We start from the raw sequence: 24,889 nt of genomic DNA, 5'->3' as shown, positions 1-24,889 counted from the left end.
AAGACGCGCGAGCGGCGGCGCACCCGGGCGGCCTGGCAGGATGGGCCGACGTGACCGCAGACTTCTCCCGGCGCGCCGTGCTGCGTCTGGGCGCGCTGAGCGCCACTGTCGCCGCGGCTGTGCCGCTCGCCGCCTGCTCGGGCGGCTACGACGACGCCCCCGATCCGCTGGCCCCGCTGCTGGCGATGGCCGAGGCGGACGCCGCCGCGGCCAGGAAACTGCCCTCCGGCGGCGACGCGGCCGGCCAGGTCGCCGACGCCAGAGCCGCGCAGGCGGCCGCGCTGAAGGCCGAGGTGGACCGGCTGAACCGGCCCAAACAGGCGGTGAACGTCCCGCCCGCGCCCGCGGACCTCGGCGGGTTCAAGGACCGGCTCGCCGCCGCGCGCAAGCAGGCCGAGGACCTGGTGCCCGCGCTGCCGGCGTACCGGGCCGGGCTCGTCGCGTCGGTGGCCGCCGGATGCGCCGGGCTGCAGCGGGTCGCGCCGGAACTCGGGCCGGGGGCGGACGCGAAGGCCGCGGCCGCGCCGTCGTCGGTGCCGAAGGAAGCGGTGGATTCGCTGCAGAAGGCGCTGGCGGCGGAGCACGCGTCGTTGTGGGTGTACGGGCTGGTGACGGCGTTCCTGCCGGGTGATTTCGGGGAGGCCGTGAAGGCTGGCCGCGCGGAGCACACCGCGCGGCGGGACGCGGTGACGCAGATGCTCACTTCGGTGTCGGCGACGCCGGTGGCGCCTGAAGCCGCGTACGTGCCGCCTAAGCCGGTTACGGACACGGCTTCGGCTGCTGCGCTGGTGGCGAGCGCAGAGGCGGATACCGCGGCGGCTTGGCACGCGGTCCTCACGCATACCGACGATTCGGGGCTGCGCGGGATGGCGCTGCAGGCGGTGATCGCGGCGGCTCGGCGCGGGACGCCTTGGCGGCAGGAGGCCGGGCAGAAGCCCGCTGCGGTGGCGTTGCCTGGGCAGCCTTCGTAGGGGCTCGTGAGTGCGTATCCCGGTTAGAACCGGGATATGCACTCACGAGACACCGCGCAGTCCCGCTGCTCGCGCACGACCTGCAGCGGTCGCAGGCGTCCTGCGCGAGATGCGGAGTCAGGGCACAGCAGCCGCGGCGACACCGGGCGTGGGGCGGCAGGAAGCGGGCGGAAGCCGCCGTCGCCCTCCCCGGGCAGCCTCCTAGCAAAAACGTGCAGGCCGGACCACCCCGGCCTGCGCGTTCGAAAGCAGTCTCAGCGGAGCTTGCCCGACAGCGTCAACGCGTTCTTCGCGATCCGGCTGAGCAGCGGTTTGTCGTGGTGGCCGTAGTAGAAATCGGTCAGCACGATCGTCACCTCGGGGCCGTTGGCCTTCGATTCGTACTCGGCCTCGTTGCCGCTCAGCTTCGGGGCGTCGGTGTCGTGGAAGGTGCCGTCGCGGACCAGGTCGCTCACGTTGCCGGTGCCGTCCCGGTCGGTGAGTTCCTTCAGCTCCGTCGCCTTCGCCGCGTCCGGCATCGTCACCAGCACCACCGACACCAGCGCCTTCGCGTCCCCCGCCTGCACCGTGTACAGCGCCCGCGCCAGGGACTTGCACTGGTTGTCCTGGAAGAACTTCTTGGCGCCGGAGTAGGCGTTGGCGGCGCAGTCGGTCGCCTTGACCGGGCCTTCGGCCAGTTTGTAGTCGAACGCGGGCTTCGCGGTGGTCGCCGGGGATTCGGCGACCGGCTGTTCCGGCGTGCTGTCGTGCCGGATCAGGTACCAGACGAGCCCGGCCACGACGGCGATCGCCACGAGACCGGCGCCGCGCAGCAGCAGGGCGCGGTTGCGCGACGGCCCGGGCGGCGGCGGGCCCGGGCGCGCGGGCACGGCCGGGATCGGGGCCGTGTCCGACGGGCCGGGGGCGCCGGGGGTGAAGTGCGGATGGGACACGCGAACACCGTAGTTCACCCCCTCGCCGGCCTTCAGCCAGACGCCGCGCCCAGTGCGGCGAGAACGCGTTCGACGTCGTCAGGGCCGTTGTAAAGGTGGAAACCGACGCGGATCCGCCCGTTGCGGACGCTCGCGACGATCCCGGCTTCGGCGATCCGCGCGGGGTCGGCGTCCAGTGCCACGATGGCGCTTCCCTGGGGTTCCAGTCCGGCCGCGGCGCGCAGGGAATTGGCCAGGCCGACGTTGTGGTCGCGCACCGCGGCGAGGTCGAGTGACGCGAGGTAGTCGAAAGCTTCCGCTGCGCCGACGTGCGAGAGCCACACCGGCGAAAGGTCGAACGCGCGCGCGTTTCCGGCCAGGCGCAGCGGCATTCCGTAGACCGAGGACCACGGGTCGTCGCCGGCGTACCAGTTCGCAGCGACCGGGCGGGTCCGTTCGTGCGCCCGCGGATGCACCGCGAGCCAGGCGCAGCCGCGCGGCGAGAACAGCCATTTGTAGCCCGCGCAGACGATCCAGTCCGCCCACGCGACGTCCAGCGGGAGCCAGCCCGCGGCTTGCGTGACGTCGATCAGGACCGGCACGTCCGCGGCTTCGGAGGCGGCTCGCAGCGCGGCGGTGTCGAGCAGCGCGCCGTCGGCGGACTGCGCGAGGCTGACCGCGACGAGGTCGTGGCCTTCGACGTGCTGCGCCAGCTTGGCGAGCGGCGCTTCGGTGACGTTCGCCCGCTGCGCGAACGGGAACGTGACGCTGGTGAATTCGCCCTCGGCGACCAGCACGCGGGCGTCCGGGGCCAGCCCGGCGGCGACGTTCGCGGCCAGCTGCGACACCGACGCGCCGATCGCCACCCGTTCCGCCGGGACCCCGGCGAGCCGCGCGAATCCGCCGCGCGAGCGGGCTACCGGCTCGTCGAAGTCCGACGGGGCGTCCTTGCCGGTGCGCCACCGGCCGACCGCGGCCTCGACCGCGTCGGCGACGGGCGCGGGCGGGATTCCGATGCTGGGGGTGTTGAGGTATCCGGCGGGGACAGCGAAGTCGGTGTTTCCTCCGAAGATCATGTCTCCCAGGTTAGGGCAGCAATGCCGTGACATCACCGTACGACGGCGGGTTCAGCGGCAGCTCGGTCTCTTCCCGGACGGAGTCCACTGTGGCCAGTGCGGCGGAAAGCGCTACGCGGTAAGGGGTTGAGCCGAGACTGACCCGCGCGACGCCCAGGGAAGCCAATTCGGAGAAAGTGGCCTTGCCGGGCGGGTACAGGAGGTTCACCGGCACGTCGACCGCTTCGACCAGCTCCGTCACGTCCGCGGGATCGTGCAGGCCGGGGACGAAGACGCAGTCGGCGCCAGCGTCGGCGTATGCACGGGCCCGGGTGACGGCGTCCGCCACCGGGCCGGCGCCGAGCCAATGCGTGTCGGTGCGGGCGTTGAGGAACATGCCCGGCGCCCGTTCGCGCACCTTGGCCAGCAGCGCGGCCTGGACGACGATCGGAGCGAGAGCGTCGCCTCGGCCGTCCTCCAGGTTGACGCCGACGACCCCGGCGTCGGCGAGCTCGGCGACGAGGTCCGCCACTTCTCCCGCGTCGGCGCTGAACCCGTCGGCGAGGTCGACGCTGACCAGGATGTCCAGCGGGGCCAGCGATTTCGCCAGCGCGACGGTGGCGGCGCGGGAGGCCGGGGCGCCGTCGGCGAACCCGGCCGCCGCCGAAACGCCGAGGCTGGTGGTGCCGACCGCCGGATGGCCCGCGTCGGCGAGCGCGGCGGCGAAGCCGAACTCCCAGACGTTCGGCAGCAACAGCGGACGGCCCGGGACGTGGAGCGCGGCGAAGGAAGTCATGTCCGCCACGGTACGAGGTCCGCGGTTCGGCCGCGGCCGAACCGTCGGCCAGCCCCCTCGGCTAGCCGGCGGCTCAGCCTCCGGAACCGCCGGAGAACGCCGCGATCCGTGCCGCGCGCCGTCCCGCCACGGCATTGCGCAGCGCGGGAACCACTGGTCCGGCGAGCTTCTCCAGTTCCTTCAGCCGGTCGCTGTGCCGGCGCGCGTCCGAGCGGGACATCCCGGCTCCGGAGGCGGCGGCCAGGGTGGCCAGCGCGGCGGTCGAGGCGTCCACTTCGGACAGCGGGGCGGCCAGGGCGTGATCGAGCCGGGCGTGCGCGTCGCGGACTCGCGCCGGGTCTGAAGGCGCCAAAACCTTGCGATGCAAGAAAGAACTGCTGCCCTCTTCGAGCAGACCCGCCGCGGAGAGTTGCGTTTCCAGCGACTGCAGCGTGTCGTTCTTTCCGCGGCGCAGCAGCGCTCGCCACGAGGCCGGCTTGTGCGAGCGGAGGTCGGCGAGCAGATCGTCGAGCAGGAGGTCGCCGGTCGGTTCCGCGCCGGTCGGTTCGGCTTGGCCGCGCTGGTCGCGCAGATTGCCGCGCAGCACCAGGTCGGTCATCGCGGCGGCGCGGACCAGCAGGGCCGCGCGGGAACGGCGGGAGACCGGGCCGCCGCCGGGGTCGCAGGCGAGGAAGTACGCTCGCGCGGGCAAGGAATCGCTCATTGTTTCTTCACCTCTGGCCAGATCGTTTCCCAGGATTGCTTCCGCCCGGTGTACAGCCACATCAGTCCGGGCACCACTTCAGTCACCGAGGAGAAGTACGGGCGCAGCAACGCCGGGTCGAAGCCCGCGAAAAGCACGTTCCTCGCGGAATCCGGCGGCCGGTCGAAGTACCAGTAGCCTCGGTGTCCACTGTAGACATCGTCGATCCCGTACCGCGGCCCGTAGTATTCCACGGCCGCGGCGAACGGGTAGATTTCCCCGTATACCGCGGTTTCCCGGCGCACTCCCTCGGGCAGCGACCGATACGCCTGCCCGACGCCGTCCGCCAGCTGCTGCTGCGCGGTCTCCCCGGCCGCGAACACCGTCCCGAGCGGAAACGGGCCGAACGAGGTGGCTTTCATCGACGCGGGCCACACCGGAAGCCCGGCAATGGTGACCGCGGCCGAAAGCGCGAACGCGATTCCCGCCGGGATTTTCCACCACCGCACCAGATTCCGCCGGGAAAGCTCCGTCGCGGCGGCGGCGAACGGCAGCGAATACAGGCTCATCAAATAGTACGAGCGGCCGTGCGTCCCGACGATCACTGCGACGACCAGCAGCAGCGCCACCGCGAGGTACCGGTACGGCGCCAAGTCCGGAGAACGGAACAGCCGCCACATCCCGTACAGCAGCGCCAGCACGCCGATGCCCATTCCCGCGCCGAGCAGACCGTCGCGCGCGAAGGCGAGGTAGCCGGGGAATTCGGCCGCGACGACCTCGCTCATCCGCGCGTAGGCCCAGCCGTGCGCGGCTTGCCAGAACAGCGTCGGCAGCGTGACCACGACGGCGATCAACGCGCCCAGCCACAGTTTCGGCCGGGACACCAGCTGACGCGGTCCGAGGACGAGCGCGGACCCCAGCACCGCCGCCCACAGCGCGGGGATCAGGAATTTCGTCTGCAGCGACACCGCGGTGACCACTCCGGCCCAGACGAGCAGGCCGTCGCGCCGGGTCCGGGTCCAGCGCACGAGCAGGAACACCACGAGCGTCCAGAAGAACGGGTCCAGCGCGTATGTGGCGACCCAGTGGCTGATGACGATCAGCCCTGAAGTCGCATACGCCCCGGCCGCCATCGCCTGCGCCCCGCGACCGCCGCCGAGTTCGCGGGCGGTCAGCGCGGTCACGACCACCCCGGCCCCGGCCGCCAGCGCCATCGGCAGCCGCAGCGCGAACAGCGAACCGGGGAACCACTGGTCGAGCGTGCCGGCCAGCAGCGGGACGAGCGGCGGCTGGTCGAAATACCCCCAGGTCAGGTGATCTCGACCGGCCACGAGGAAGTACAGCTCGTCGAATCCGTGCGCGTACCGGGTGCTCGTCGCCGCCAGCAGCGCGACGGCGGCCGCCGCGACCGCCAGCACCGGCAGCCGGGCGAACCGCGGGATTCCTTCGCTCGTCATGGCGCCGAGTCCACCGCGCCGGGCGGGTGCGGCGTAAGCGTGCTCGGTAGCGACTCGCAGCGACGAAAGTGGATCAGTTCCGGCGCGTCCGCAACTTTCGGCGGCAGCCGTCCCGCCCGGGCGGTGCGGATCGGGCGCGGCCGGGCGAACGACCGGATACCGTGGCCGGGTGACCAGCATGCGCCGTCCGTGGCCGCGGTCGACCGACTGGCTCTGGCTGGGCGGCACCGCGCTGGTGTTCGCCTGCCTCGACTTCGGGCTTTTCCTCGCCTCCGGGCCCACCACCGGTTTCCTCGGGCCGTACGCGGCGCTCGTGCTCGAAGTCGTCTGCGACGCGTCCCTGCTTCTCCTGGCGCGCTTCCCGAACGGCGTGGCCGGTCTGCTGATCGCGGCCTCGCTGGCGATGCTGGCGTCCGACCTCTTCTCCCCCGGCCTGCTCGTGCCGACCAGCCAGCCGACGCTGATGACCGTCCCCACGATCACGCCGATCGTGCTGGCGCAGCTCGTCCGGCAGCTCGACCGGCGCCGGGTGCTGTGGATCGCCGGATTCCTCGCGCTGCTGGCGACGCGACCGTGGAATCCGGCCTGGAACACGACGCCGTTCGGCTTGCTGAGCACCGCGCTGCCGGTGGCGATCGCGCTGTATTTCGAGGCGCGGCGGCAGTTGCTGAGTTCGCTGCGCGACCGGGCCGAACGGGCGGAACGCGAGCAGCATCTGCTCGCCGAACAGGCGCTGGCGGCCGAGCGGCGGCGGCTGGCGAGCGAGATGCACGACGTCGTCACGCACCGGTTGAGCCTGATGGTGCTGCACGCGGGCGCGCTCGGCGTGACGTCGCCGGACCCGGCGGTGAAATCGGCCGCCGAGGACATCCGGCGCGAGGGGGCGCACGCGCTGGACGAGCTGCGCGACCTCGTCGGGGTGCTGCGCAACGGCACCGGGATCGAGCCGCCGGTGCCGAATCCGCCGCTGCCGGGCGAGGTGGCGGACCTGGTCGCCGAATCGGTGGCGGTCGGGATCGCGACCGAGCTTTCCGTGACCGGCGACCGGACGTCGGTGTCGCCGACCGTCGCGCGCACCGCGTACCGCGTGGTGCAGGAGGCGCTGACCAACATCCGCAAGCACGCGCCGGGCTGCTCGGCGACGGTTTCGCTGCGCTATCACCCGGGAGGACTGGACGTGGCGGTCGCCAACACTCCCGCGACCCGGCCGCCGGACGCGGCGCTCGCGGGCACCGGCTCCGGCGCGGGGCTGAGCGGGCTGCGCCAGCGGGTCGAACTCGTCGGCGGGACCTTCGAGGCGGGGCCGCTGCCCGGCGGCGGGTTCAAGATCGGTGCCATACTGCCCGCCTACGTCCCGACCACGGAAGGTGCTGCCCGGTGATCACGGTCGTGGTGGCCGACGACGAGCCGATGGTGTGCGCGCACCTGCGCACGATCCTCGGCTCGGCCGGCGACATCGAGGTAGTCGCGCAGGCGCGGGACGGCGCGGAGGCGGTCGAGGAAGTGGTCCGGCACCGGCCCGCGGTGGTGCTGATGGACCTGCGGATGCCCGGCGTGGACGGGCTGGCCGCGATCGAGCGGATCTGCGCGCTGCCGGAACCGCCCGCGGTCGTCGCGCTGACGACGTTCGACGCGGACACCTACGTCATCCGCGCCCTCCGCGCGGGCGCGGCCGGGTTCCTGGTGAAGTCGACGCCGCCGGAGGACCTGATCGGCCTCGTGCGCGTGGCGGCGGACGGGCACACCGTGCTGTCGCCGTCGGCCGCGCGACGGCTGGTCGCCTTGTCGGCGGACGGCCAGCGCCGCGACGACGAAGCCCGCCGCCGGACCGCCGGGTTGACCGAACGGGAGCGGGAAGTGCTGGCGTGCCTGGGCGAGGGACTGTCCAATGCGGACATCGCCGGGCGGCTGCACCTGGCGGAGGCGACGGTGAAGAGCTACGTGTCGCGGATGCTGGTGAAGCTCGACTGCACGAACCGGACGCAGGCCGGGCTGCTGGCGCACGAGGCGGGGCTCGTCGGCCGTTAGGTCGCCAACCGGCCCAGCTCGGACGGGCACACCGGGTGCCGCGCGCCGATGGGTCGCGCGGTCCGAAGCGGACATCGCTGCCCGGCCGCACGAAGAGGCCGGGCTCGTCGGCCGTTAGGCCGCAACCGGCCCAGCTCGGACCGGCACACCGGGTTGCCGCGCGCCGATGGGTCGCGCGGTCCCAAGCGGACATCGCTGCCCGGCCGCACGAAGAGGCCGGGCTCGTCGGCCGTCAGGTCATTTCAGCAACGAGCCCAGCCGCTGCGCTGACGCCACCACCAAGCGGCCCAGTTCGTCCGGGTCCGGGGCCTCGAACAGCGACAGCCCGATGCTCGTGCCCGGGGTGTCGCGGCCGGTCGGCACCACCGCGGAGATCCCGGTGATTCCCGGCGCGATCTCCCCCACCGACACCGCGTAGCCGCGGGCCCGGGCGCGGGTGATCTCCTCGCGTTCGCCTTCCACCGGCGGTTCCGCCGCGAGCAGCGCGAGCCCGGCCGAGCCGCGGCCGATCGGGTCCAGCTGGCCGCTGCGGAACGACACGTGCATCCGGGCCTGGCGCGGTTCCACGATCATCAGCATCCGCACCTGCTCGGCGTTTTCGCGGACCACCAGGTGCGCCGACGCGCGGCCGGCGTCCGAAAGCTCCTCCAGCACCGGGCGCGCGAGCGTGCGCAGGTCCTGTTCCACCGGCTCGGCCAGGCGCACGAGACCGGCGCCGAGCGAGATCCGCTTGAACCGGTCGCGGCGGCAGAGGTGGTGCGCCTCCAGCGTGCGCACCAGCCGGTGCGCGACCGTGCGGTGCACGCCGATCCCCTCGGCGATCTCGGTCATCGTGAGCCCCTGCGGATGCTCCACCAGCAGCTCCAGCACCTGAAGCCCGTGGCTCAGCGTCTTCGACGTCCCCGATTCGGACACACGACTCCCTTGACGACAGCTTGTCCGGCGACCTACTGTTCCTTCATATCGCACGGTGCGTGCGAATATAGCACGTTTGCCGCTCCCGGCAACTCCCTGCGGATCGAGGTTGAGGACATGGGCGAAGTCCCCGTCGAGGACGTGCTGGCGGTGCATCAGCTCTACGGCCGCCAGAGCCACGCCATCGACTCCGGGCAGGCCGCGCGCTGGGCCGCCACGTTCACCGCGGACGGGGAGTTCGTCTCGCCCAGCTATCCGGAACCCGCCGTGGGCGCCGCCGCGCTGACCGCGTTCGCCGAGCGGTTCCACGCCGGATGCGTCGAGTCCGGCGAACGGCTGCGGCACGTGGTGTCCACAGTGGAAGTCCAAACCGGACAGTCCGAGGATGCCTTGCGAGCGCTGGCTTATCTGCAGATCGTCGGGACGCCGGAAGGCGGTTCCCCGCGGCTGCACCGGCTCACCGTGCTGGACGACGAACTCGTGCGCACCGCGGAAGGCTGGCGCGTGCGCCGCCGCACCGTGCACCGCGAGCCCTGACCACGTCGTGAGTGTTCATCCCGGTTCTAAGCGGCATAAACACTCACGACACCCAACCCGCCCCCCACCTTCACGAGGAGCCCCCCATGCCCACCCCCCTTCCCCCTCTCACCCCCTCCGGCCCCGGCCGGGTGCTGCACCAGCCCGCGACCGCGCGGTACCCGGAGATGCCGGGCAAGGTCGCCGTGGTCACCGGCGCGGCGCGCGGCATGGGCGCGCGGTTCGCGGCCGCTCTCGCCACCCGCGGGGTGCACGTGGTGGGCGGCGACCTCGACGCCGCCGCGATGACCGCCACCGCCGACGAGCTGACCGCCGCGCTGGCCGCCGAGTCCATCGAGGACAAACCGGGCCGGATCGTCGCGTCCGCTTTGGACGTCACCCGCGCGCAGGACCACGTCGCGCTCGCCCAGCGCGCGGTCGACGAGTTCGGCCGCATCGACTTCTGGGTCAACAACGCCGGGATCTTCCCCTACGCCGAGGTCCCGGACATCACCCCGGAGCAGATCCGCTCGACGCTTGCGGTGAACGTCGAGGGCGTGCTGTTCGGCGCGCAGGCCGCGGCCGCGCGGATGGAACCGGGCAGCGCGATCGTCAACATGGCGTCGGTGTCCGCGGTCCGCGTGCGCAAGGGCCGCGCGGCGTACTGCAGTTCGAAGGCCGCGGTCGCGCACCTCACCGAATCGCTCGCGGTGGAGCTCGGCGACCAGGGCATCCGGGTCAACGCCATCGCGCCGGGCTACATCGACACCGAGATGACGCGCTGGATCCAGGACGACGCGCCCGCGCTGGCGAAGGCGCTCGACGCGGTGCCGCTGCACCGGATCGGCTCGCCGGAAGAGGTGTGCGGCGTGCTGCTGTTCCTGCTTTCGGACAGCTCGCGGTACGTGACCGGGCACAGCCTCGCGGTCGACGGCGGCTCCCGGCATGTCTGACGCCACCGAAGCCGTGCGCTACCCGGACGTCGTGCTCGTGACGGGCGCGGCGAACGGGATGGGCGCGCAGCACGCCCGCGCGCTCGGCGAACGCGGCGTGCACGTCTGCGTCGCGGATTTCGCCGGGGCGGACGAAATCGCGGACGAGATCCGCGCGGCGGGCGGCGCGGCGACCCCGTACCCCTTGGACGTCGTCGAACCAGCACAGTGGACTCGCGTGCTCGACCGGATCCGCGCCGAGCACGGTTCGCTCGGCGGGCTCGTGAACAACGCCGGGATCTCGCGGCGGCTGGAATTCCAGGACACCACCGCCGAGGTCTGGGACCGGGTGCTCGCGGTGAACCTTTCCGGCCCGTTCCACGGGATGCGCGCGGCCGCGCCGCTGATGCGCGATTCGGGCGGCGGTTCGATCGTGAACATCTCGTCGATCTCCGGCCAGATCGGCTACTTCTCCCCCGCCTACTCGGCGAGCAAATGGGGGCTGACCGGATTGTCGAAGTCCGCCGCGGGCAATTTCGCGAAGTGGCGGATCCGGGTCAACTCCGTCCATCCCGGACTGGTCGACACCGGGCTGCTGGCCGGAGCGGACGCGTTCGTCAAGTCCGCTGTGGACAGTGTGCCCGCCGGAAGGATGGCCGACCCGCAGGAAATCACCGACACGGTGCTGTTCCTATTGTCGGACCGGTCCACGTATCTGACCGGGAGCGAGGTCACGGTGGACGGCGGTCTCGTCTCGAACGGTCTCTACCATCGCATTCTCGCCGAAACCGGAGGTGATCTCGGATGAGCGTCGACACGGACGTCGTGGTGATCGGCGGGGGCGGCGCGGGCCTGGCCGCGGCGGTGTCCGCGGCCGAGCACGGCGCCTCGGTGCTGCTGTTCGAGTCGGAGAAGGAACTCGGCGGCTCGACCCAGCTGTCCGCGGGCATGCTCACCGCGGCCGGCACGAGCGTCCAGCGCGAACTGGGCATCGAGGACACGCCGGAGCGATTCTTCCAGCACTACCTCGACCTCAACCAGTGGCGGCTGAAACCCGGTCTGCTCAAGACTTTCTGCCGCGAGGCCGGGCCCGCCGTCGAATGGCTGATCGGGCTCGGCGCGGAAATCCCGGCGAAGGTGTCGCACGACGCGCACACGCCGGGCCTGACCCGGGCGGGCGTCGAGGACGTCTGGCGCGGGCACGTGCCGAAGGACCAGGGTTACGGCCTCGTCCAGGTGCTCGACCGCGCGCGTCGCAAAGCCGGGGCCGAAGCGGTGCTGAACACCCGTGTCGAACGGCTGCTCGTGGAGGACGGCCGGGTCGCCGGCGTGGTCGCGGACGGCATCGAGGTCCGCGCGAATTCGGTGATCGTGACCAGCGGCGGGTTCGCCCAGGATCCGGCACTGCGCTCGCGGTACTACCCGGACGCGGACGCGGCGGGCGAGGATCTGTTCGTCGTCGCCGCGCCCGGCTCCCGGGGCGACCACTTCGCGTTCGGCGAGCAGGTGTCCGCGTCGATCACCGGCGAGGGCTGGGGATTGCTGCTGCCGACCGCGTATTTCCAGCGCCTGCACCACTGGCAGTCCGGTTTCCCGCCGCGCTCGCGCGTGCTGGTGAACGCGCACGGCCGCCGGTTCATGGACGAAGACGCCTCCTACGCGGTGTCCAGCGGCATCATCTCCGCGCAGGACAGTCCAGTGTGGATGGTCTTCGACGACCGAGCGCGCCGCGACCTTCCGCCGGGCTATGCGCATTGGAATGCCGACCACGTACTGTCCGAAGCGGACGCCGGCCGCACCCTCCGGGCCGGCACCCTGGAGGAGCTGGCGGGCAAGATGAACGTGCCCGCCGCCGCCCTCCAGGCCACTGTGGACAGATGGAACGCCCAGCTCCCCGCCGGCGAGGACCCGGAGTTCCTGCGGCACGAAACGCTGTCCGCCAAGGGCGCGACCGAACCGCCCGCGAAAATCGCCACCGGACCGTTTTTCGCCGCCCGCACGCTGCCCGCCGAACTGGTCTGCACGCACGCCGGGCTGGAGATCGATTCCGGCGCGGCGGTGCTGGACGTCCGCGGCGAACGCGTGCCCGGGCTGTTCGCCGCCGGCGAGGCCGGGGCCGGAGTGCTCGGCTTCCGCTACGTCGGCGGCGGCAACGCGGTCGCCAACGCCGTCACCATGGGCCGCATCGCCGGCCGTTCCGCCGCTGCCTGATCCGACCGAATTGCCAATCCAGCCACAAGAAGGCCGCCCCTCGGGACGCAACCTTTGCCGCAAGGCCATTAGGCCGCGGCTGTGGCCGGAACGGCAACGATCACCACAGTACTGCTCACCGTCGAGGAGAACCCCATGTCCGTCCCCGCCGCAGCCGCCACCACGGCGGATTCCCCGCTGGCCAGACGCACCGTGCGCAAGGTCGGCGTCCGCGTCATGCCGATCGTCCTGCTGCTCTACATCTTCAACTACATGGACCGGGCGAACATCGGCTACGCCCAGCTCGGCATGGCCAAGGAACTCACCATCACGGCCGCGACGTTCGGCGTCGCGTCGGCGATCTTCTTCCTCGCCTACGTGGTGTTCGAGGTCCCCAGCAACATGATCATGAAGAAGGTCGGGGCCCGGCTGTGGCTCAGCCGGATCGCGGTCAGCTGGGGCATCGTGACCGTGCTGACCGGGTTCGTCGCGAGCGTGACGCACCTGATGATCGCGCGGATCCTGCTCGGCATCGCCGAGGCGGGCCTGTTCCCCGGGCTGCTGCTGTACTTGACCTTCTGGTTCCGCGGCAAGGAACGCGGCCGGGCCATCGCGACGCTCGCGCTCGCGCAGCCGATCGCGCTGATCGCCGGCAGCCTGTTCGGCGGCTGGATCCTCGACCACGTGCACTGGTTCGGCATGAGCAGCTGGCAGTGGGTGTTCATCCTGCAGGGCGCGCCCGCCGTGCTGATCGGCCTGCTCACCTTCTTCTACCTGCCGAACAAGCCCGCCGACGCGAAGTTCCTGACCGCCGAGGAAAGCTCCTGGCTGCAGGCCGAGATCGACCGCGAGTACGTGCCGGAGGAGAAGGAAACCTTCCTCGGCCAGCTGCGCGCGGTGCGCGACGGCAAGGTGCTGCTGCTGGCGATTTCCAACCTCTTCATCGCCTGCGGCCTGTACGGGCTGACGTTCTTCCTGCCGCTGATCGTGAAGCAGCTCGACCCGAAGTACTCCTCCACCAACATCGGCCTGCTCGGCGCGATCCCGTACGTCGTCGGCGCGGCCGGCATGCTGCTGCTCGCCCGCAACTCCGACCGCACCGGCGAGCGCAAGGGCCACGTGATCGGCACCGTGCTGGTCGCGGCGCTCGGGTTCTTCGGCGCGATGCAGTTCAAGACCGTGCCGGCACTGTCGCTGATCAGCCTCTCGCTGGCGGCGATCGGCGTGCTCGGCTATCTCGCGCCGTACTGGGCGATGGCCGCGCGGGTGCTGTCGAAGGAGCACACGGCGGTCGGCCTGGCCGCGATCAACTCGATCGCCGCGCTCGGCGGGTTCTTCGGGCCGTACGCGATCGGGCTCGCGGCCACCGAAAGCGACGTGACGATCGGGCTGTACTTCCCGATCGGCTGCCTGGTGGTCGCCGCGGCGATGCTGGCGTTCCTGAAGGTGCCGCGCGACGCCGGCGCCCGCGGGAAGAAGTAGTTTCGAGTTTGATTATCCCGGCGGCGCGGCTACAGTGCTGTCCATGCAGGACCCCGCCGCGCCGCCGGACCCGGACTCGCTCGACTTCTGGTCGTTCATCGCGCTGGCCAACCGCAGGCTGTCCGAGGAATTCGGGTTCCGCCACCAGCTCGCGACCGAGGTGCTGCTGACGCTGAACCGGGCGTCGAACCTGGTCACCTACGACCTCGAATCCGCCGTGCACCGGCCGCGCGGGCGGTCGTGGTCGGCGTTCCGGGTGCTGTTCGTGGTGTGGCTGGCCGGGCCGCTCGAGCCGTCCGCCGCCGCGCGGCTGGCCGGGATGAGCCGGGCGGCGGTGTCGAATCTGGCGAAAACCCTGGTCAGCGAGGGGTTGCTGACGCGGACGCCGGGCGAGACGGACGGCCGTTCGGTGCGGCTTTCGCTCACCGAGGCCGGGCACGCCGAGATGCTCGAGGTGTTCGAGGCGCAGAACGAACGCGAGGCCGGGTGGGTCGAGGTGCTCACCGAGGCCGAACAGCGCGTGCTGGTGCTGCTGCTGGACAAGCTCATCTCCGGCCGGGCCGGGTTCGCGACCCGGCGCTGACCCTTTCCCCCGGCCAGCTCGTGGACTACGCTGGCCGGAAAGTAGTACATACTTTGATTACTTCGCGCCGAGGAGGCGACCCATGGCCTACTACCGCAGCGCGGGCAGCATCCCGCCTAAGCGGCACACCCAGCACCGCACGCCCGAAGGCGGGCTCTATTCCGAGGAGCTGATGGGCGAAGAGGGCTTCTCCTCCGACTCGTCGCTGCTCTACCACCGCGGCATCCCGTCGGCGATCGTGGACGCGACGCCGTGGGAGCTGCCGGACCAGACGCTCACCGAGAACCGGCCGCTCAAGCCGCTGCACCTCAAGCTGCACACGCTGTTCCCCGGCCAGGAGTGGAAGAGCGCGGACGTCGTCAACAACCGCCGGCTCGTGCTCGGCAACGGCGACGTGCGCATTTCCTACGTCGCCGCCGGCGAGGCTTCTCCGTTGTACCGCAACGCGATCGGCGACGAATGCGTGTACGTCGAGTCCGGCGAAGCGGTCGTGGAGACGGTCTTCGGCGCGTTGCCCGCCCGCACCGGCGACTACGTGATCCTCCCCCGCGCCACCACGCACCGCTGGGTGCCGAAGGGCACGGAACCGTTGCGCGCCTACGTGATCGAGGCGAACTCGCACATCGCGCCGCCGAAGCGCTACCTGTCGCGGTACGGCCAGTTGCTGGAGCACGCGCCCTACTGCGAACGCGACCTGCACGGCCCGGCCGAACCGCTGCTCGTCGAAGGCACCGACGTCGAGGTCCTGGTGAAGCACCGCGGCTCGCGCGGCGTCGTCGGCACGCGTTACGTGTACCCGACGCACCCGTTCGACGTGGTCGGCTGGGACGGCTGCCTCTACCCGTACACGTTCAACATCTCCGATTTCGAGCCCATCACCGGCCGCGTGCACCAGCCGCCGCCCGTGCACCAGGTCTTCGAGGGCAACAACTTCGTCATCTGCAATTTCGTGCCGCGCAAGGTCGACTACCACCCGCTCTCGATCCCGGTGCCGTACTATCACTCCAATGTGGACTCCGACGAGGTGATGTTCTACTGCGGCGGGAACTACGAGGCGCGCAAGGGCTCCGGCATCGGCCAGGGCTCGATCAGCCTGCACCCCGGCGGGCACAGCCACGGCCCGCAGCCGGGCGCGGTGGAACGCTCGATCGGCGCGGAGTTCTTCGACGAGCTGGCGGTCATGGTCGACACGTTCCGCCCGCTGGAGATCGGCGAGGGCGGCCACGCGAGCGACGATCCCGGCTACGCCTGGACCTGGGCAGGACGGGGACCGCAGTCGTGACCGACGCATTGACCCGGGGCCTGCTGGACGACGCGGCGGTCTTCCCGCCCGGCCTCGCCCCGCTGCCGGACGCCGTCGCCGCGCACGACCGGCACGCCTCCGCCGAGTACGCCGCGATGGTCGGCCCGCTGGTCGTCGCGGCCTCCGGGCTGGCCGAACTGGCCGAGGTCGTCGCGGGCCGGGAGACCGCCCTGCCGCTCACCGTGACGCTGCCCGCCGGGCCGGACGGGATCGCCGGCGTGCTCAAGGCCGTCGACGGACTGCCGGTGTCGGTCGAATCGCTGGAAATCGCGGTGCCGCAAGGAATGGGCGTCGCCGAGTTCCTGTCCGCAGTGGACGGTTGCCCGGTCCCGGTCGCCGTGGAGATCCCGCGCGACGAACGCCGGGTCCCGTTGCTGCAAGCGCTTTCCGGCACTCCGTACAAGGCGAAGTTCCGCACCGGCGGCACCTCGGCCGAGTACTACCCGGACGAAGCCGAACTCGCCGCCGCGATCCGCGCCGCCGCCGAAGCGGGCGTGCCGTTCAAGGCAACCGCGGGCCTGCACCACGCGATCCGCAACACCGACCCCCACACGGGCTTCGAACAGCACGGCTTCCTCAATCTCTTGCTCGCCGCCGAGGCGGTCGACCGCGGCGCCGGGGACGAGGAAGTCGTTGCGCTGCTTGCGGAACGCGATGCCCAGTCCGTCGCCGACCGGATTCGCGCGCTGGCTCCGGAACGCCTGGCCGCGGCCCGTGCGCAGTTCACCTCGTTCGGGACCTGCAGCATCACCGACCCGCTCACCGAACTGACAGACCTAGGCCTGATCGGAGCCACCGCATGACCGTGCTCGACATTCCCGCCGGCTCCCCGTTCGGCGTCGAAAACCTGCCGTACGGCGTCTTCTCGGCAGGCGGCGGCAGCCCCCGGGTGGGCGTGCGCGTGGGCGAGCACGTGCTGGACCTGTCGATCGTGCTCGGCGACGCGGTGTTCGCCGAGCCGACGCTGAACGCCTTCATGGCGCAGGGTTACGACCGCTGGGTCGAGGTCCGCACGCGGCTGCAGTCGCTGGTGACCGGCGAGGTGCCCGCCGAAGCGGTGCACGCGGTCGCCGACGTCGAACTGCACCTGCCCATCGAAGTCGCCGACTACGTCGACTTCTACGCCTCGGAACACCACGCGTCGAACGTCGGCCGATTGTTCCGTCCGGACGCGGAACCGTTGCTGCCCAACTGGAAACACCTCCCGGTCGGCTACCACGGCCGCTCCGGCACGGTCTACGTGTCCGGCACCGACGTGGTCCGCCCGAGCGGCCAGCGCAAGGGCGAGGACGGCCCGGTCTTCGGCCCGAGCACCCGCCTGGACATCGAGGCGGAGCTGGGCTTCGTCGTCGGCGCGGGCACTCCGCCCCACACGCCGATCCCGCCGGACGACTTCCCGCGCCACGTTTTCGGCGCGGTCCTGCTGAACGACTGGTCCGCCCGCGACATCCAGGCCTGGGAGTACGTGCCGCTGGGCCCGAACCTGGGCAAGAGCTTCGCGACGTCGATCTCGCCGTGGGTGGTCCCGATCCTGGCGCTGGCCGAGGCCCGGGTGCCGCTGCCCGGCCAGACGTCGCCGGAACCGCTGCCCTACCTGCGGGAAACGTCGCCGTGGGGCCTGGACATCACGCTCGCGGTGGAGTGGAACGGCCAGGAGGTGGCCCGCCCGCCGTACCGGGAGATGTACTGGTCGCCCGCGCAGATGCTGGCGCACCTGACCGTCAACGGCGCCTCCGCCCGCACCGGCGATCTCTACGGTTCGGGCACGATCTCCGGAGCGGAACCGGCGGAACGCGGCTCGTTCCTGGAACTCTCCTGGGGCGGCCGGGACCCGGTGACCGTCAACGGCGAATCCCGGACCTTCCTCCAGGACGGGGACGAGGTCGTCATCACCGGCGAGGCCACCGCGAGCAGCGGCGCGAAACTGGGCTTCGGCGAGGTCCGGGGCCGCATCCTCCCCGCGCAGTAGCCCCACCGCCCAGCCGAGGCCTCGTGAGCGGCAATCCCGGTTAGAACCGGGATTGCCGCTCACGACCCGCGCACCCAGCCCGCCGCTTACTCCGCGACCGGAGCCCCCGTCTTCTCCCGCACCTCGTCAAGGGAAACCCCAGGCGCAAGCTCGACCAGCTTCAGCCCGTCGTCCGTCACATCCAGCACAGCCAAATTGGTGATGATCCGATTCACCACTCCGGCCCCGGTCAGCGGCAGAGTGCACTTCTCGACGATCTTGGGCGTCCCGTCCTTCGCGGTGTGATCGGTGATGATCACCACCCGGCGAGCCCCGGCGACCAAATCCATCGCCCCGCCCATTCCCTTGACCAGCGCGCCGGGAACAGTCCAGTTCGCCAGATCCCCGTTGGCCCCCACCTGCAACGCCCCGAGCAGCGCCAGATCGATGTGCCCGCCGCGAATCATCGCGAACGACTCCGCGGAATCGAACAAACTGGCCCCGGGCTGCAAAGTGACCGTCTGCTTCCCGGCGTTCACCAGGTCCGGGTCTTCCTCGCCCTCCCAGGGAAACGGCCCCAGCCCGAGAATCCCGTTCTCGCTGTGCAGCGTCACCTGCACCCCGTCCGGAATGTGGTTCGCCACCTGGGTGGGAATCCCGATCCCGAGGTTCACGTAATCGCCGTCCCGGAGCTCGCGAGCCCCGATCTTGGCCATTTCCTCCCGACTCCAGCTCACGCCGACGCCTCCTCGCGCACGCGGACAGTCCGCTTCTCGATCTGCTTTTCCCGCTCGACCGCCTGAATCAGCCGCTGGACGTAAATGCCCGGCGTGATGATCCGCTCCGGGTCGAGGTAGTCGTCCGAGATCTGCTCGGCCTCGGCGATGGTCACCTTGCCGCAGGTGGCGACGAGCGGGTTGAAGTTCCGCGAGGCGTACCGGTAGACCAGGTTCCCGGCCGGGTCCGCGACGTAGGCGTGCACCAGCGAAAGGTCGGCGACGATCCCGCGCTCCTGCACGTAGGTGACGCCGTCGAACTCGGCGTGCGGCTTGCCCTCGGCGATCGGCGTGCCGACGCCGGACTTGGTGTAGAACGCCGGGATGCCCGCGCCGCCCGCCCGCATCCGCTCGGCGAGCGTGCCCTGCGGGGTGAACTCGACCTCGACGGTCCCGTCGAGGTACTGCTGCGCGAACAGCTTGTTCTCGCCCACGTACGACGCGATCACCCGGCGCACCTGCCGGTTCTCGAGCAGGATGCCGAGCCCGGCCCCGTCGACTCCCATGTTGTTCGAGACGATCGTCAGATCGCGCACGCCGGAGTCCCGGACCGCCTCGATGAGGTCGTTCGGGTTCCCGGTGAGGCCGAAGCCCCCGACCGCGATCGTCAGCCCGTCCTCGAGCAGCCCGTCGAGGGCCTCCGCGGCGCTGCGGTACTTCGTCGGCACGGCATCCTCTCCACTTCGTTCGGTGAGTGGTCAGTCCCCGCATACAACCCAGCGCAGGGGAAACGGGTCAACCGACACGCCGGGATCCCCGGCAAAGCTCTCGCGCACCGAACACCCGCGCCCGATGCGTCCGCTGAGCGGACGTACCCTCGATGCCGTGCCCACCTCGCCTCCAGACCACGTCGTCGGACGGGTGTCCGCGGTCCTGCGCGCATTGTCCACCCACCGCGACGGAGCGTCGACCTCTCAGCTGGCGCGCCAGTGCGGCCTGGCCCGGCCGACGGTGCACCGGCTGCTCGCGTCGCTGGCCGCCGAGGGCTACGTCGACCGCGACCGGCAAACCGGCCGCTGGTACCTGGGCCCGGAGCTGTACCTGCTGGGCGAGGCGGCCGCCCCGCGCTACGACGTGACGCAGCAGGCGCGCGCGAGCGTCCACCGGCTGGCCGCGGCCACCGGGGAGAGCGCGTTCTTCTCCGCCCGCCGCGGCAACGAGACGGTCTGCCTGCTGCGCGAGGACGGCGACTTCCCGATCCGGTCGTTCGTGCTGTACGAGGGCGCGCGGTTCCCGCTGGGCGTGGTGTCGGCGGGGCTGGTGGTGCTGTCGATGCTGCCGGACCGGGAGGTCGAGGAGTACCTGTCCACAGTGGACCTGACGGCCGAATGGGGCCCGGCGCACCGGGCGGAGGACGTGCGCGCCCGGATCGCGCGGACGCGGGAGGACGGGTATGCGACCAATCCCGGGCTGGTGGTCGAGGGAAGCTGGGGAATGGCGGCGGCGGTGTTCGACCCGGCTGGGGAACCGGCCTGGGCGCTGACGCTGACCGGGGTGGAGTCGCGGTTCCGGGAGGAGCGGCGGGCGGAGCTGGGGGCGTTGCTGCTCAAGGAGGCGCACACGCTGACGAACGTGCTGCGGCAGCCCTCGTGAGTGCTGATCACGGTTAGAACCGCGATCGCCGCTCACGAGGCGGTGGCGGCGTTCTCCGCGTCGTAGGCCGCTCGCGCCGCCGTCACCTGGTCCATGTTCTGGCGGGCCCACTGGTCCAGCAGTTCCAGCGGTTCTGCGAGGTTGCGGCCCAGCTGGGTGAGTTCGTATTCGACCTTCGGCGGGATCACCGGGTACGCCGTGCGGACGAGGATGCCGTCGCGGACCAGACTGCGCAGAGTTTGCGTCAGGACCTTCTGCGAGATGCCGTCGACGCGCTTGCCGATCTCGGTGAAGCGCAGCGGGCCGTCGGTCAGCGCGCCGACGATCAGCACCGTCCACTGGTCGCCGATGCGGTCGAGCAGCTGGCGCGTCGGGCAGTCGCGGTCGTACGGGTTTCCGAGCACGGCGGCCTCCTCACTCTCCGCTAGAGAGTAACACTCCCCCGGGCCGGCAGGCTTTACCGAACCCGAACACTTGTCCCACACCCCTCGTACAGCCGCGCGCGACGGTGGTCGGCGGAACATCGACCCGGGAGGACGACAACGATGCGAGGAACGAAGCGGCTGGCACTGGCGGGCTGCGGGATCGCGGCCGGACTGCTCGTGGCCGCGCCGATCGCCAGCGCCGACACGCAGGCGCCGGCCCCGGTCACGCTGAGCCCGCAGGAGGTGCAGCAGATGTGCACCGCCTGGGTGCCGAAACTGCGCAAACAGGCCCAGAACCTGACCAACCGGATCAACGGCGGACCGGAGGTTTCCGGCTCGGTCGCGAATCTCAAGGCGCGCGCGAACGACGCCCGCACCAAGGGCCACGCCGCGCAGGCCGACCGGCTGCAGAAGCGGGCGGACAAGCGGCAGAGCCGGCTCGGCGAGCTGGCGGACGCGACGAAGCAGCTCGACGCGTTCACCGCGGCGCACTGCCAGGCGCCCAAGTGAAGCGGCTGCTCGTGCTCGCCGCCGCGGCTGCCGTCGTCGGGCTCGGCTGCGTGGCGTGCGACAACGGTTCCGCGCCGTCGCCGGACGGCGATTTGAGCAGCATCCAGTCCACGCTGGACTCGATCCAGTCCGAGATGGCGGGCGACGGGCAGCGGTGACCCGCGTACCGTTTCCCCCGACGCAGTCGGCCGGAGGAACGGGAGCCCGCATGGGGTCAGCTGGCCGCGGTCTCGTCCTGGTCGTGGAGGACGAGACCGCGATCGCCGAACTCGCCGCGCTGTACCTGCGGCGCGACGGGTTCGGGGTCGAGGTCGAGCCGGACGGGGCGAAGGCGCTCGCGGCGATCCGCCGGGTGCGGCCGGTCGCCGTGGTGCTCGACATCGGACTGTCCGGAATGGACGGCATCGAGATCTGCCGGGCGCTGCGCGCGGCGGGCGACTGGACGCCGGTGCTGTTCGTGACGGCCCGCGACGACGAGCTGGATCGCTTGCTGGGCCTCGAAATCGGCGCGGACGACTACCTCACCAAACCGTTCAGCCCCCGCGAACTCGCCGCCCGGGTACGGACGGTGTTGCGTCGCGCGTCCGGCAGTCCGGCCACGACGCTGGCTTGCGGCGGCGTGCGCGTCGATGTCCCCGGCCGCCGCGTCTGGGCAGGCGAGGCTGAGGTCGCGCTGACCTCCACCGAATTCGATCTGCTCGCCTATCTTTTGCGGCATCCCGGTCAGGTGCTTTCGCGGGATCAGCTCCTCAGCGCGGTCTGGGGCTATGCCGCCGCGGCCGGGACTCGCACGGTGGACGTGCATGTCGCGCAGCTGCGGGCAAAACTCGGCGACGACAGTCCGATTCGGACAGTGCGCGGCATCGGCTACGCGGCGGACGGATGAAAGGCACGCTCGCGCTCCGGATCACCGTGGTGTGCCTGGCGGTCGCCGGAATCGCGGTGCTCGTGGCCGGGCTGGTCGCGTCCAGATTGGTCCGCACCACCGCGGATTCGGTGCTGCAGCAGTCGTTGCGGGACCAGGCCGACGTCATCGCCGGGCAGCTCGACGACACCGGCATCGGCAACCGGCTCGCGCTCGGCAAGGCGGCCGCGGTCGTGCGGGGGCAGGGCATCGAGGTCGTCGTGCACCGGGTCAGCGGCCAGAATTCCGGACCGGCGACGGCGGTGCGCGCGGCGGAACGGGCCGGGCTCGAGTCCGGAAAGGACCGTTCGGCGCGGGTCGCGATCGGCGGGGTCGACTACCTCGTGGAAGTGCGGCCGGTCGGACCGCAAGCCGCGTTCGCGCTCGTGCAGCCGGTGCGCAGCGCCGAAGCGACGCAACATGCGTTGCTGCGCAACATCCTGCTGGCGCTGGGCATCGGGCTGCTCGTCGCCGCCGTCGCCGGATACGTCTCCGGGCGTTTGCTCGGCCGCCCGCTTCGCCGTGCGGCCGCCGCCGCGGGCAGCCTCCGGGCCGGGCGACGCGACGTCCGGGTGCCGGTCGAAGGACCCGCCGAGGTCGCGCAAGTCGCGGGTTCGCTGAACGAACTCGCCGACGCGCTGGCCCGCAGCGAAGCCCGGCAACGGGAGTTCTTGCTGTCGGTGTCGCACGAACTTCGCACCCCGTTGACCGCGGTGACCGGTTTCGCGGAGGCGATCGCCGACGGGGTCGCCGAGGGCCCGGACGCGCGCCGCGCCGGGGAAACGATCCACCGCGAGGCGCAACGCCTGGAACGGCTGGTGTCCGACCTGCTGGAACTCGCCCGTCTCGGCGCCGACGAATTCCAGCTCGACCTGGGCCCGCTCGACCTCGTCGCGCTGGTCCGGGACTGCGCGGAGGTGTGGCAGCTGCGCTGCGCCCGCGCGGACGTCCCGCTCACTGTGCATGCTCCCCCGGGAACCGCCCTGGTCATCGCCGACGCGCGACGGCTGCACCAGGTCGTGGACGGCCTGGCGGAGAACGCTTTGCGCGTCACGCCCGCGGGTGCGCCGATGGTGTTCGCGCTGACGGTCGCGGACGGGCACGCACACCTGTCGGTCCGGGACGGCGGGCCGGGGCTGGCGCCGGAGGACTACCCGGTGGCGTTTGAACGCGGGGTGCTCAATGCGCGGTACCGCGACAGCCGCCCGGTCGGGTCCGGCATCGGCTTGGCGCTGGCGCACGGGCTGGTGACGCGGATGGGCGGGACGCTGACGGCTGGGCCCGCGCCGGAAGGCGGAGCGGCGTTCACGATCACCCTGCCGATGGCCGACTAAGCGAGGGCTCAGTTGGAGGTCGTCAGCGGGTCAATTCACGCACCCGCTCGCCGTCAGCTTCGGCTGCGTCGGGGTCCCCGCGGCGTGGTCCTGGCGACCGGCCACACCACGGCTCCCGCACACCAGCTCAATTCACGCAACCACTCGCCGTCGTCAGCTTCGGCTGCGTCGGAGTCCCCGCGGCCTGGTCCTGGCGACCGGCCACATCACGGCTCCCGCGCACCTGCTCAGTTCACGCAACCACTCGCCGTCGTCAGCTTCGGCTGTGCCGGGGTTCCCGCTGGAGGAGTCGGCGTCGTCGTCTCCGCGATCGGCCGCACCGCGCCGGCGTTCGCGGGCTGGCGGGCCGTGCTCGGATCCGGGGTTTCTCCGGAGGCCGCGACGTCCGGCGAGCTGATCTGCGTCTGCACGAATTGCCGCACCTGAGCCGGATCCACCTTCACCGCGTCGCCGTCGGACGGGGTGGCCAGCGACAGGCTCTGCACCGGGATCGTGCCGAACGCGATCGCGCCCGAGCTGAGGCCGTGCAGGCGCTGGGCGAAGCTCAGCAGGTCCCAGCCCTGGTCGAGGGTGACCGAACCTTCCAAAGCGTCCACCAGGGACGAAAGCCGCGCGGGATCGGCGAGGGTGCCGGAGCCCAGGACAGTCTTCGCCATCGCCGACATGAACGCCTGCTGCCGCGCGATCCGGTCCAGGTCGCCGCCCGGCAGGCCGTGCCGCTGGCGGACGAAGGCGAGCGCCTGCGTGCCGGAGACGGTCTGCGGTCCGGCGGGGAAATCCGCGCCGGAGAAGGGATCGTGCACCGGCGCTTTGAGACACACCCGCACTCCGCCGACCGCCTGGCTCAGCGCGGCGAACCCGGCGAGATTGACCGCGGCGTAATGGTTGATGGTGAGCCCGGTGAGCTTCTGCACCGCGGCGATCGCCGACCTCGCCCCCGCCTCGTCCGCGGCCACCTCCAGCGCCGGGCCGCTCATTCCTTGCTGCGCAAGCTTTCCCCGTTGATCGGCCCGCGCCCGGCTGTACGCGGAATTGATCTTGTGCTTGCCGTAACCAGGAATGTCCACATAGGAATCACGCGGAATGGAAATCGCGGTGGCGGCCGCCCCGCCTGCCGGGACGTGCACGACGATCATCGTGTCGGTGGTGTTGCCGCCGTCGTCGCCCCCGCCCGCGTGCAGCGCGTCGAGCACGTTCTGCGGCAACGGCGTTCCGTCCGGTTTGGTGCGCGAATCGAGGCCCACCAGCAAGATGTTCTGCGCGACGGTGAGCGGCTCCCCGGCCGGGGTGTCCGGAACCCGCGCGGAGGGCGCGATGACGTCCGCGGTGACGAGACTCGTGTCCAGCCGGTGCAGTTGCGACCACGCGAATCCGGTGGCGCCCAGCACCAGGGTGGACACCACCCCCAGCACCGCACGGCCGCCGATCCGGCGGCCCCGGGACGTGATCAGCACGGCCGGTTCCTCGCTTCCCCGGGGACGGATTTCGACCCCCGCGTCCGAGGATCACCGCGTTAGCTGGGAATAGCCTGAGAAACCTGTCGCGAAGATGTGATGCTGCCCGTTCGGCCGAGCCCGC

Annotated in this window: 27 protein-coding genes; 17 read left to right on the top strand and 10 right to left on the bottom strand. The window is 71.4% G+C overall.

Annotated elements, in window-relative coordinates; genetic code table 11:
* The first annotated feature begins 50 nt into the window (after window positions 1-50).
* Window positions 51-971, top strand: a complete 921-nt coding sequence (locus F9C12_RS39180) for a ferritin-like domain-containing protein (RefSeq protein WP_409463811.1) — start codon at window positions 51-53, stop codon at window positions 969-971.
* Window positions 972-1,225: 254 nt separating this feature from the next.
* Here F9C12_RS39180 and F9C12_RS39175 read toward each other — a convergent pair whose 3' ends face one another.
* The 5 genes from F9C12_RS39175 to F9C12_RS39155 all read right to left on the bottom strand — a co-directional run bounded on the left by F9C12_RS39175 (window position 1,226) and on the right by F9C12_RS39155 (window position 5,872).
* Complete coding sequence (locus F9C12_RS39175; protein WP_409179347.1) at window positions 1,226-1,903, bottom strand: hypothetical protein; 678 nt, start codon at window positions 1,901-1,903, stop codon at window positions 1,226-1,228.
* 32 nt (window positions 1,904-1,935) lie between these two features.
* The gene (locus F9C12_RS39170) at window positions 1,936-2,958 is read right to left on the bottom strand and encodes an aminotransferase class V-fold PLP-dependent enzyme (protein ID WP_409463810.1); all 1,023 of its coding nucleotides are present in this window, start codon (window positions 2,956-2,958) and stop codon (window positions 1,936-1,938) included.
* Between the two features lie 10 nt (window positions 2,959-2,968).
* On the bottom strand, window positions 2,969-3,733 hold the full coding sequence (locus F9C12_RS39165) for an isocitrate lyase/phosphoenolpyruvate mutase family protein (RefSeq protein ID WP_409463809.1): 765 nt from the start codon (window positions 3,731-3,733) through the stop codon (window positions 2,969-2,971).
* Window positions 3,734-3,806: 73 nt separating this feature from the next.
* The gene (locus tag F9C12_RS39160; RefSeq protein WP_409463808.1) at window positions 3,807-4,436 is read right to left on the bottom strand and encodes a GPP34 family phosphoprotein; all 630 of its coding nucleotides are present in this window, start codon (window positions 4,434-4,436) and stop codon (window positions 3,807-3,809) included.
* Window positions 4,433-5,872, bottom strand: a complete 1,440-nt coding sequence (locus tag F9C12_RS39155; RefSeq protein ID WP_409463807.1) for an ArnT family glycosyltransferase — start codon at window positions 5,870-5,872, stop codon at window positions 4,433-4,435. Before F9C12_RS39155 ends, F9C12_RS39160 begins: the two co-directional genes overlap by 4 nt.
* A gap of 178 nt (window positions 5,873-6,050) precedes the next feature.
* Between F9C12_RS39155 and F9C12_RS39150 the strand changes: the two genes are divergently transcribed.
* Window positions 6,051-7,253, top strand: coding sequence for a sensor histidine kinase (locus F9C12_RS39150; protein WP_409467140.1), 1,203 nt, complete (start codon window positions 6,051-6,053; stop codon window positions 7,251-7,253).
* On the top strand, window positions 7,250-7,900 hold the full coding sequence (locus F9C12_RS39145; protein ID WP_409179342.1) for a response regulator: 651 nt from the start codon (window positions 7,250-7,252) through the stop codon (window positions 7,898-7,900). Before F9C12_RS39150 ends, F9C12_RS39145 begins: the two co-directional genes overlap by 4 nt.
* A gap of 237 nt (window positions 7,901-8,137) precedes the next feature.
* Here the strand turns inward: F9C12_RS39145 and F9C12_RS39140 are convergent, their stop codons facing one another.
* Window positions 8,138-8,815, bottom strand: coding sequence for an IclR family transcriptional regulator (locus tag F9C12_RS39140; protein WP_409179341.1), 678 nt, complete (start codon window positions 8,813-8,815; stop codon window positions 8,138-8,140).
* A gap of 117 nt (window positions 8,816-8,932) precedes the next feature.
* On the opposite strand from F9C12_RS39140, the gene F9C12_RS39135 reads away from it, so the two are divergent.
* The 9 genes from F9C12_RS39135 to fahA all read left to right on the top strand — a co-directional run bounded on the left by F9C12_RS39135 (window position 8,933) and on the right by fahA (window position 17,790).
* The gene (locus F9C12_RS39135) at window positions 8,933-9,352 is read left to right on the top strand and encodes a nuclear transport factor 2 family protein (protein WP_409179340.1); all 420 of its coding nucleotides are present in this window, start codon (window positions 8,933-8,935) and stop codon (window positions 9,350-9,352) included.
* An 86-nt stretch (window positions 9,353-9,438) separates the two neighbouring features.
* Entirely contained in the window at window positions 9,439-10,284 is an 846-nt protein-coding gene (locus F9C12_RS39130; protein WP_409463806.1) for an SDR family NAD(P)-dependent oxidoreductase, read from the top strand.
* Entirely contained in the window at window positions 10,277-11,071 is a 795-nt protein-coding gene (locus F9C12_RS39125) for an SDR family NAD(P)-dependent oxidoreductase (protein ID WP_409463805.1), read from the top strand. The genes F9C12_RS39130 and F9C12_RS39125 overlap by 8 nt, the downstream gene beginning before the upstream one ends.
* A complete protein-coding gene (locus F9C12_RS39120) occupies window positions 11,068-12,474 on the top strand; it encodes an FAD-dependent oxidoreductase (RefSeq protein ID WP_409463804.1) in 1,407 nt (468 codons plus the stop codon). The genes F9C12_RS39125 and F9C12_RS39120 overlap by 4 nt, the downstream gene beginning before the upstream one ends.
* A 135-nt stretch (window positions 12,475-12,609) precedes the next feature.
* Window positions 12,610-13,935, top strand: a complete 1,326-nt coding sequence (locus tag F9C12_RS39115) for an MFS transporter (RefSeq protein ID WP_409179336.1) — start codon at window positions 12,610-12,612, stop codon at window positions 13,933-13,935.
* 43 nt (window positions 13,936-13,978) lie between these two features.
* Window positions 13,979-14,518, top strand: coding sequence for a MarR family winged helix-turn-helix transcriptional regulator (locus tag F9C12_RS39110; protein ID WP_409179335.1), 540 nt, complete (start codon window positions 13,979-13,981; stop codon window positions 14,516-14,518).
* A gap of 82 nt (window positions 14,519-14,600) precedes the next feature.
* Window positions 14,601-15,800 (top strand): homogentisate 1,2-dioxygenase, encoded by a 1,200-nt coding sequence (locus F9C12_RS39105; RefSeq protein WP_409179334.1) that lies wholly within the window; start codon window positions 14,601-14,603, stop codon window positions 15,798-15,800.
* On the top strand, window positions 15,767-16,624 hold the full coding sequence (locus F9C12_RS39100) for a hypothetical protein (protein WP_409467139.1): 858 nt from the start codon (window positions 15,767-15,769) through the stop codon (window positions 16,622-16,624). Before F9C12_RS39105 ends, F9C12_RS39100 begins: the two co-directional genes overlap by 34 nt.
* Window positions 16,621-17,790, top strand: coding sequence for a fumarylacetoacetase (gene fahA / locus F9C12_RS39095; RefSeq protein WP_409463803.1), 1,170 nt, complete (start codon window positions 16,621-16,623; stop codon window positions 17,788-17,790). Before F9C12_RS39100 ends, fahA begins: the two co-directional genes overlap by 4 nt.
* A gap of 86 nt (window positions 17,791-17,876) precedes the next feature.
* Here the strand turns inward: fahA and F9C12_RS39090 are convergent, their stop codons facing one another.
* Window positions 17,877-18,485: a CoA transferase subunit B gene (locus tag F9C12_RS39090; RefSeq protein WP_409467138.1), complete on the bottom strand. Its 609-nt coding sequence runs from the start codon at window positions 18,483-18,485 to the stop codon at window positions 17,877-17,879.
* Between the two features lie 17 nt (window positions 18,486-18,502).
* Window positions 18,503-19,213 carry a CoA transferase subunit A gene (locus F9C12_RS39085; RefSeq protein ID WP_409463802.1) on the bottom strand — a complete coding sequence of 237 codons (711 nt, stop codon included), beginning with the start codon at window positions 19,211-19,213 and terminating at the stop codon, window positions 18,503-18,505.
* Between the two features lie 157 nt (window positions 19,214-19,370).
* On the opposite strand from F9C12_RS39085, the gene F9C12_RS39080 reads away from it, so the two are divergent.
* Complete coding sequence (locus F9C12_RS39080; protein WP_409463801.1) at window positions 19,371-20,138, top strand: IclR family transcriptional regulator; 768 nt, start codon at window positions 19,371-19,373, stop codon at window positions 20,136-20,138.
* Between the two features lie 32 nt (window positions 20,139-20,170).
* Here the strand turns inward: F9C12_RS39080 and F9C12_RS39075 are convergent, their stop codons facing one another.
* Complete coding sequence (locus tag F9C12_RS39075; protein WP_409463800.1) at window positions 20,171-20,542, bottom strand: winged helix-turn-helix transcriptional regulator; 372 nt, start codon at window positions 20,540-20,542, stop codon at window positions 20,171-20,173.
* 141 nt (window positions 20,543-20,683) lie between these two features.
* On the opposite strand from F9C12_RS39075, the gene F9C12_RS39070 reads away from it, so the two are divergent.
* Genes F9C12_RS39070 through F9C12_RS39055 form a run of 4 tightly spaced genes read left to right on the top strand, consistent with a single transcriptional unit; the run spans window position 20,684 to window position 23,311 of the window.
* Window positions 20,684-21,073, top strand: coding sequence for a hypothetical protein (locus tag F9C12_RS39070; RefSeq protein WP_409179328.1), 390 nt, complete (start codon window positions 20,684-20,686; stop codon window positions 21,071-21,073).
* On the top strand, window positions 21,070-21,231 hold the full coding sequence (locus F9C12_RS39065; protein WP_409179327.1) for a hypothetical protein: 162 nt from the start codon (window positions 21,070-21,072) through the stop codon (window positions 21,229-21,231). The genes F9C12_RS39070 and F9C12_RS39065 overlap by 4 nt, the downstream gene beginning before the upstream one ends.
* A 50-nt stretch (window positions 21,232-21,281) precedes the next feature.
* The gene (locus F9C12_RS39060) at window positions 21,282-21,959 is read left to right on the top strand and encodes a winged helix-turn-helix domain-containing protein (protein WP_409463799.1); all 678 of its coding nucleotides are present in this window, start codon (window positions 21,282-21,284) and stop codon (window positions 21,957-21,959) included.
* Complete coding sequence (locus F9C12_RS39055) at window positions 21,956-23,311, top strand: sensor histidine kinase (RefSeq protein WP_409463798.1); 1,356 nt, start codon at window positions 21,956-21,958, stop codon at window positions 23,309-23,311. The genes F9C12_RS39060 and F9C12_RS39055 overlap by 4 nt, the downstream gene beginning before the upstream one ends.
* Before the next feature lie 227 nt (window positions 23,312-23,538).
* Here the strand turns inward: F9C12_RS39055 and F9C12_RS39050 are convergent, their stop codons facing one another.
* A complete protein-coding gene (locus F9C12_RS39050; RefSeq protein WP_409463797.1) occupies window positions 23,539-24,765 on the bottom strand; it encodes an LCP family protein in 1,227 nt (408 codons plus the stop codon).
* Between the last annotated feature and the right edge of the window lie 124 nt (window positions 24,766-24,889).

The organism is Amycolatopsis sp. GA6-003, from assembly GCF_046267895.1.
GTDB lineage: Bacteria > Actinomycetota > Actinomycetes > Mycobacteriales > Pseudonocardiaceae > Amycolatopsis.
This window is presented reverse-complemented; position numbering and strand designations above follow the sequence as displayed.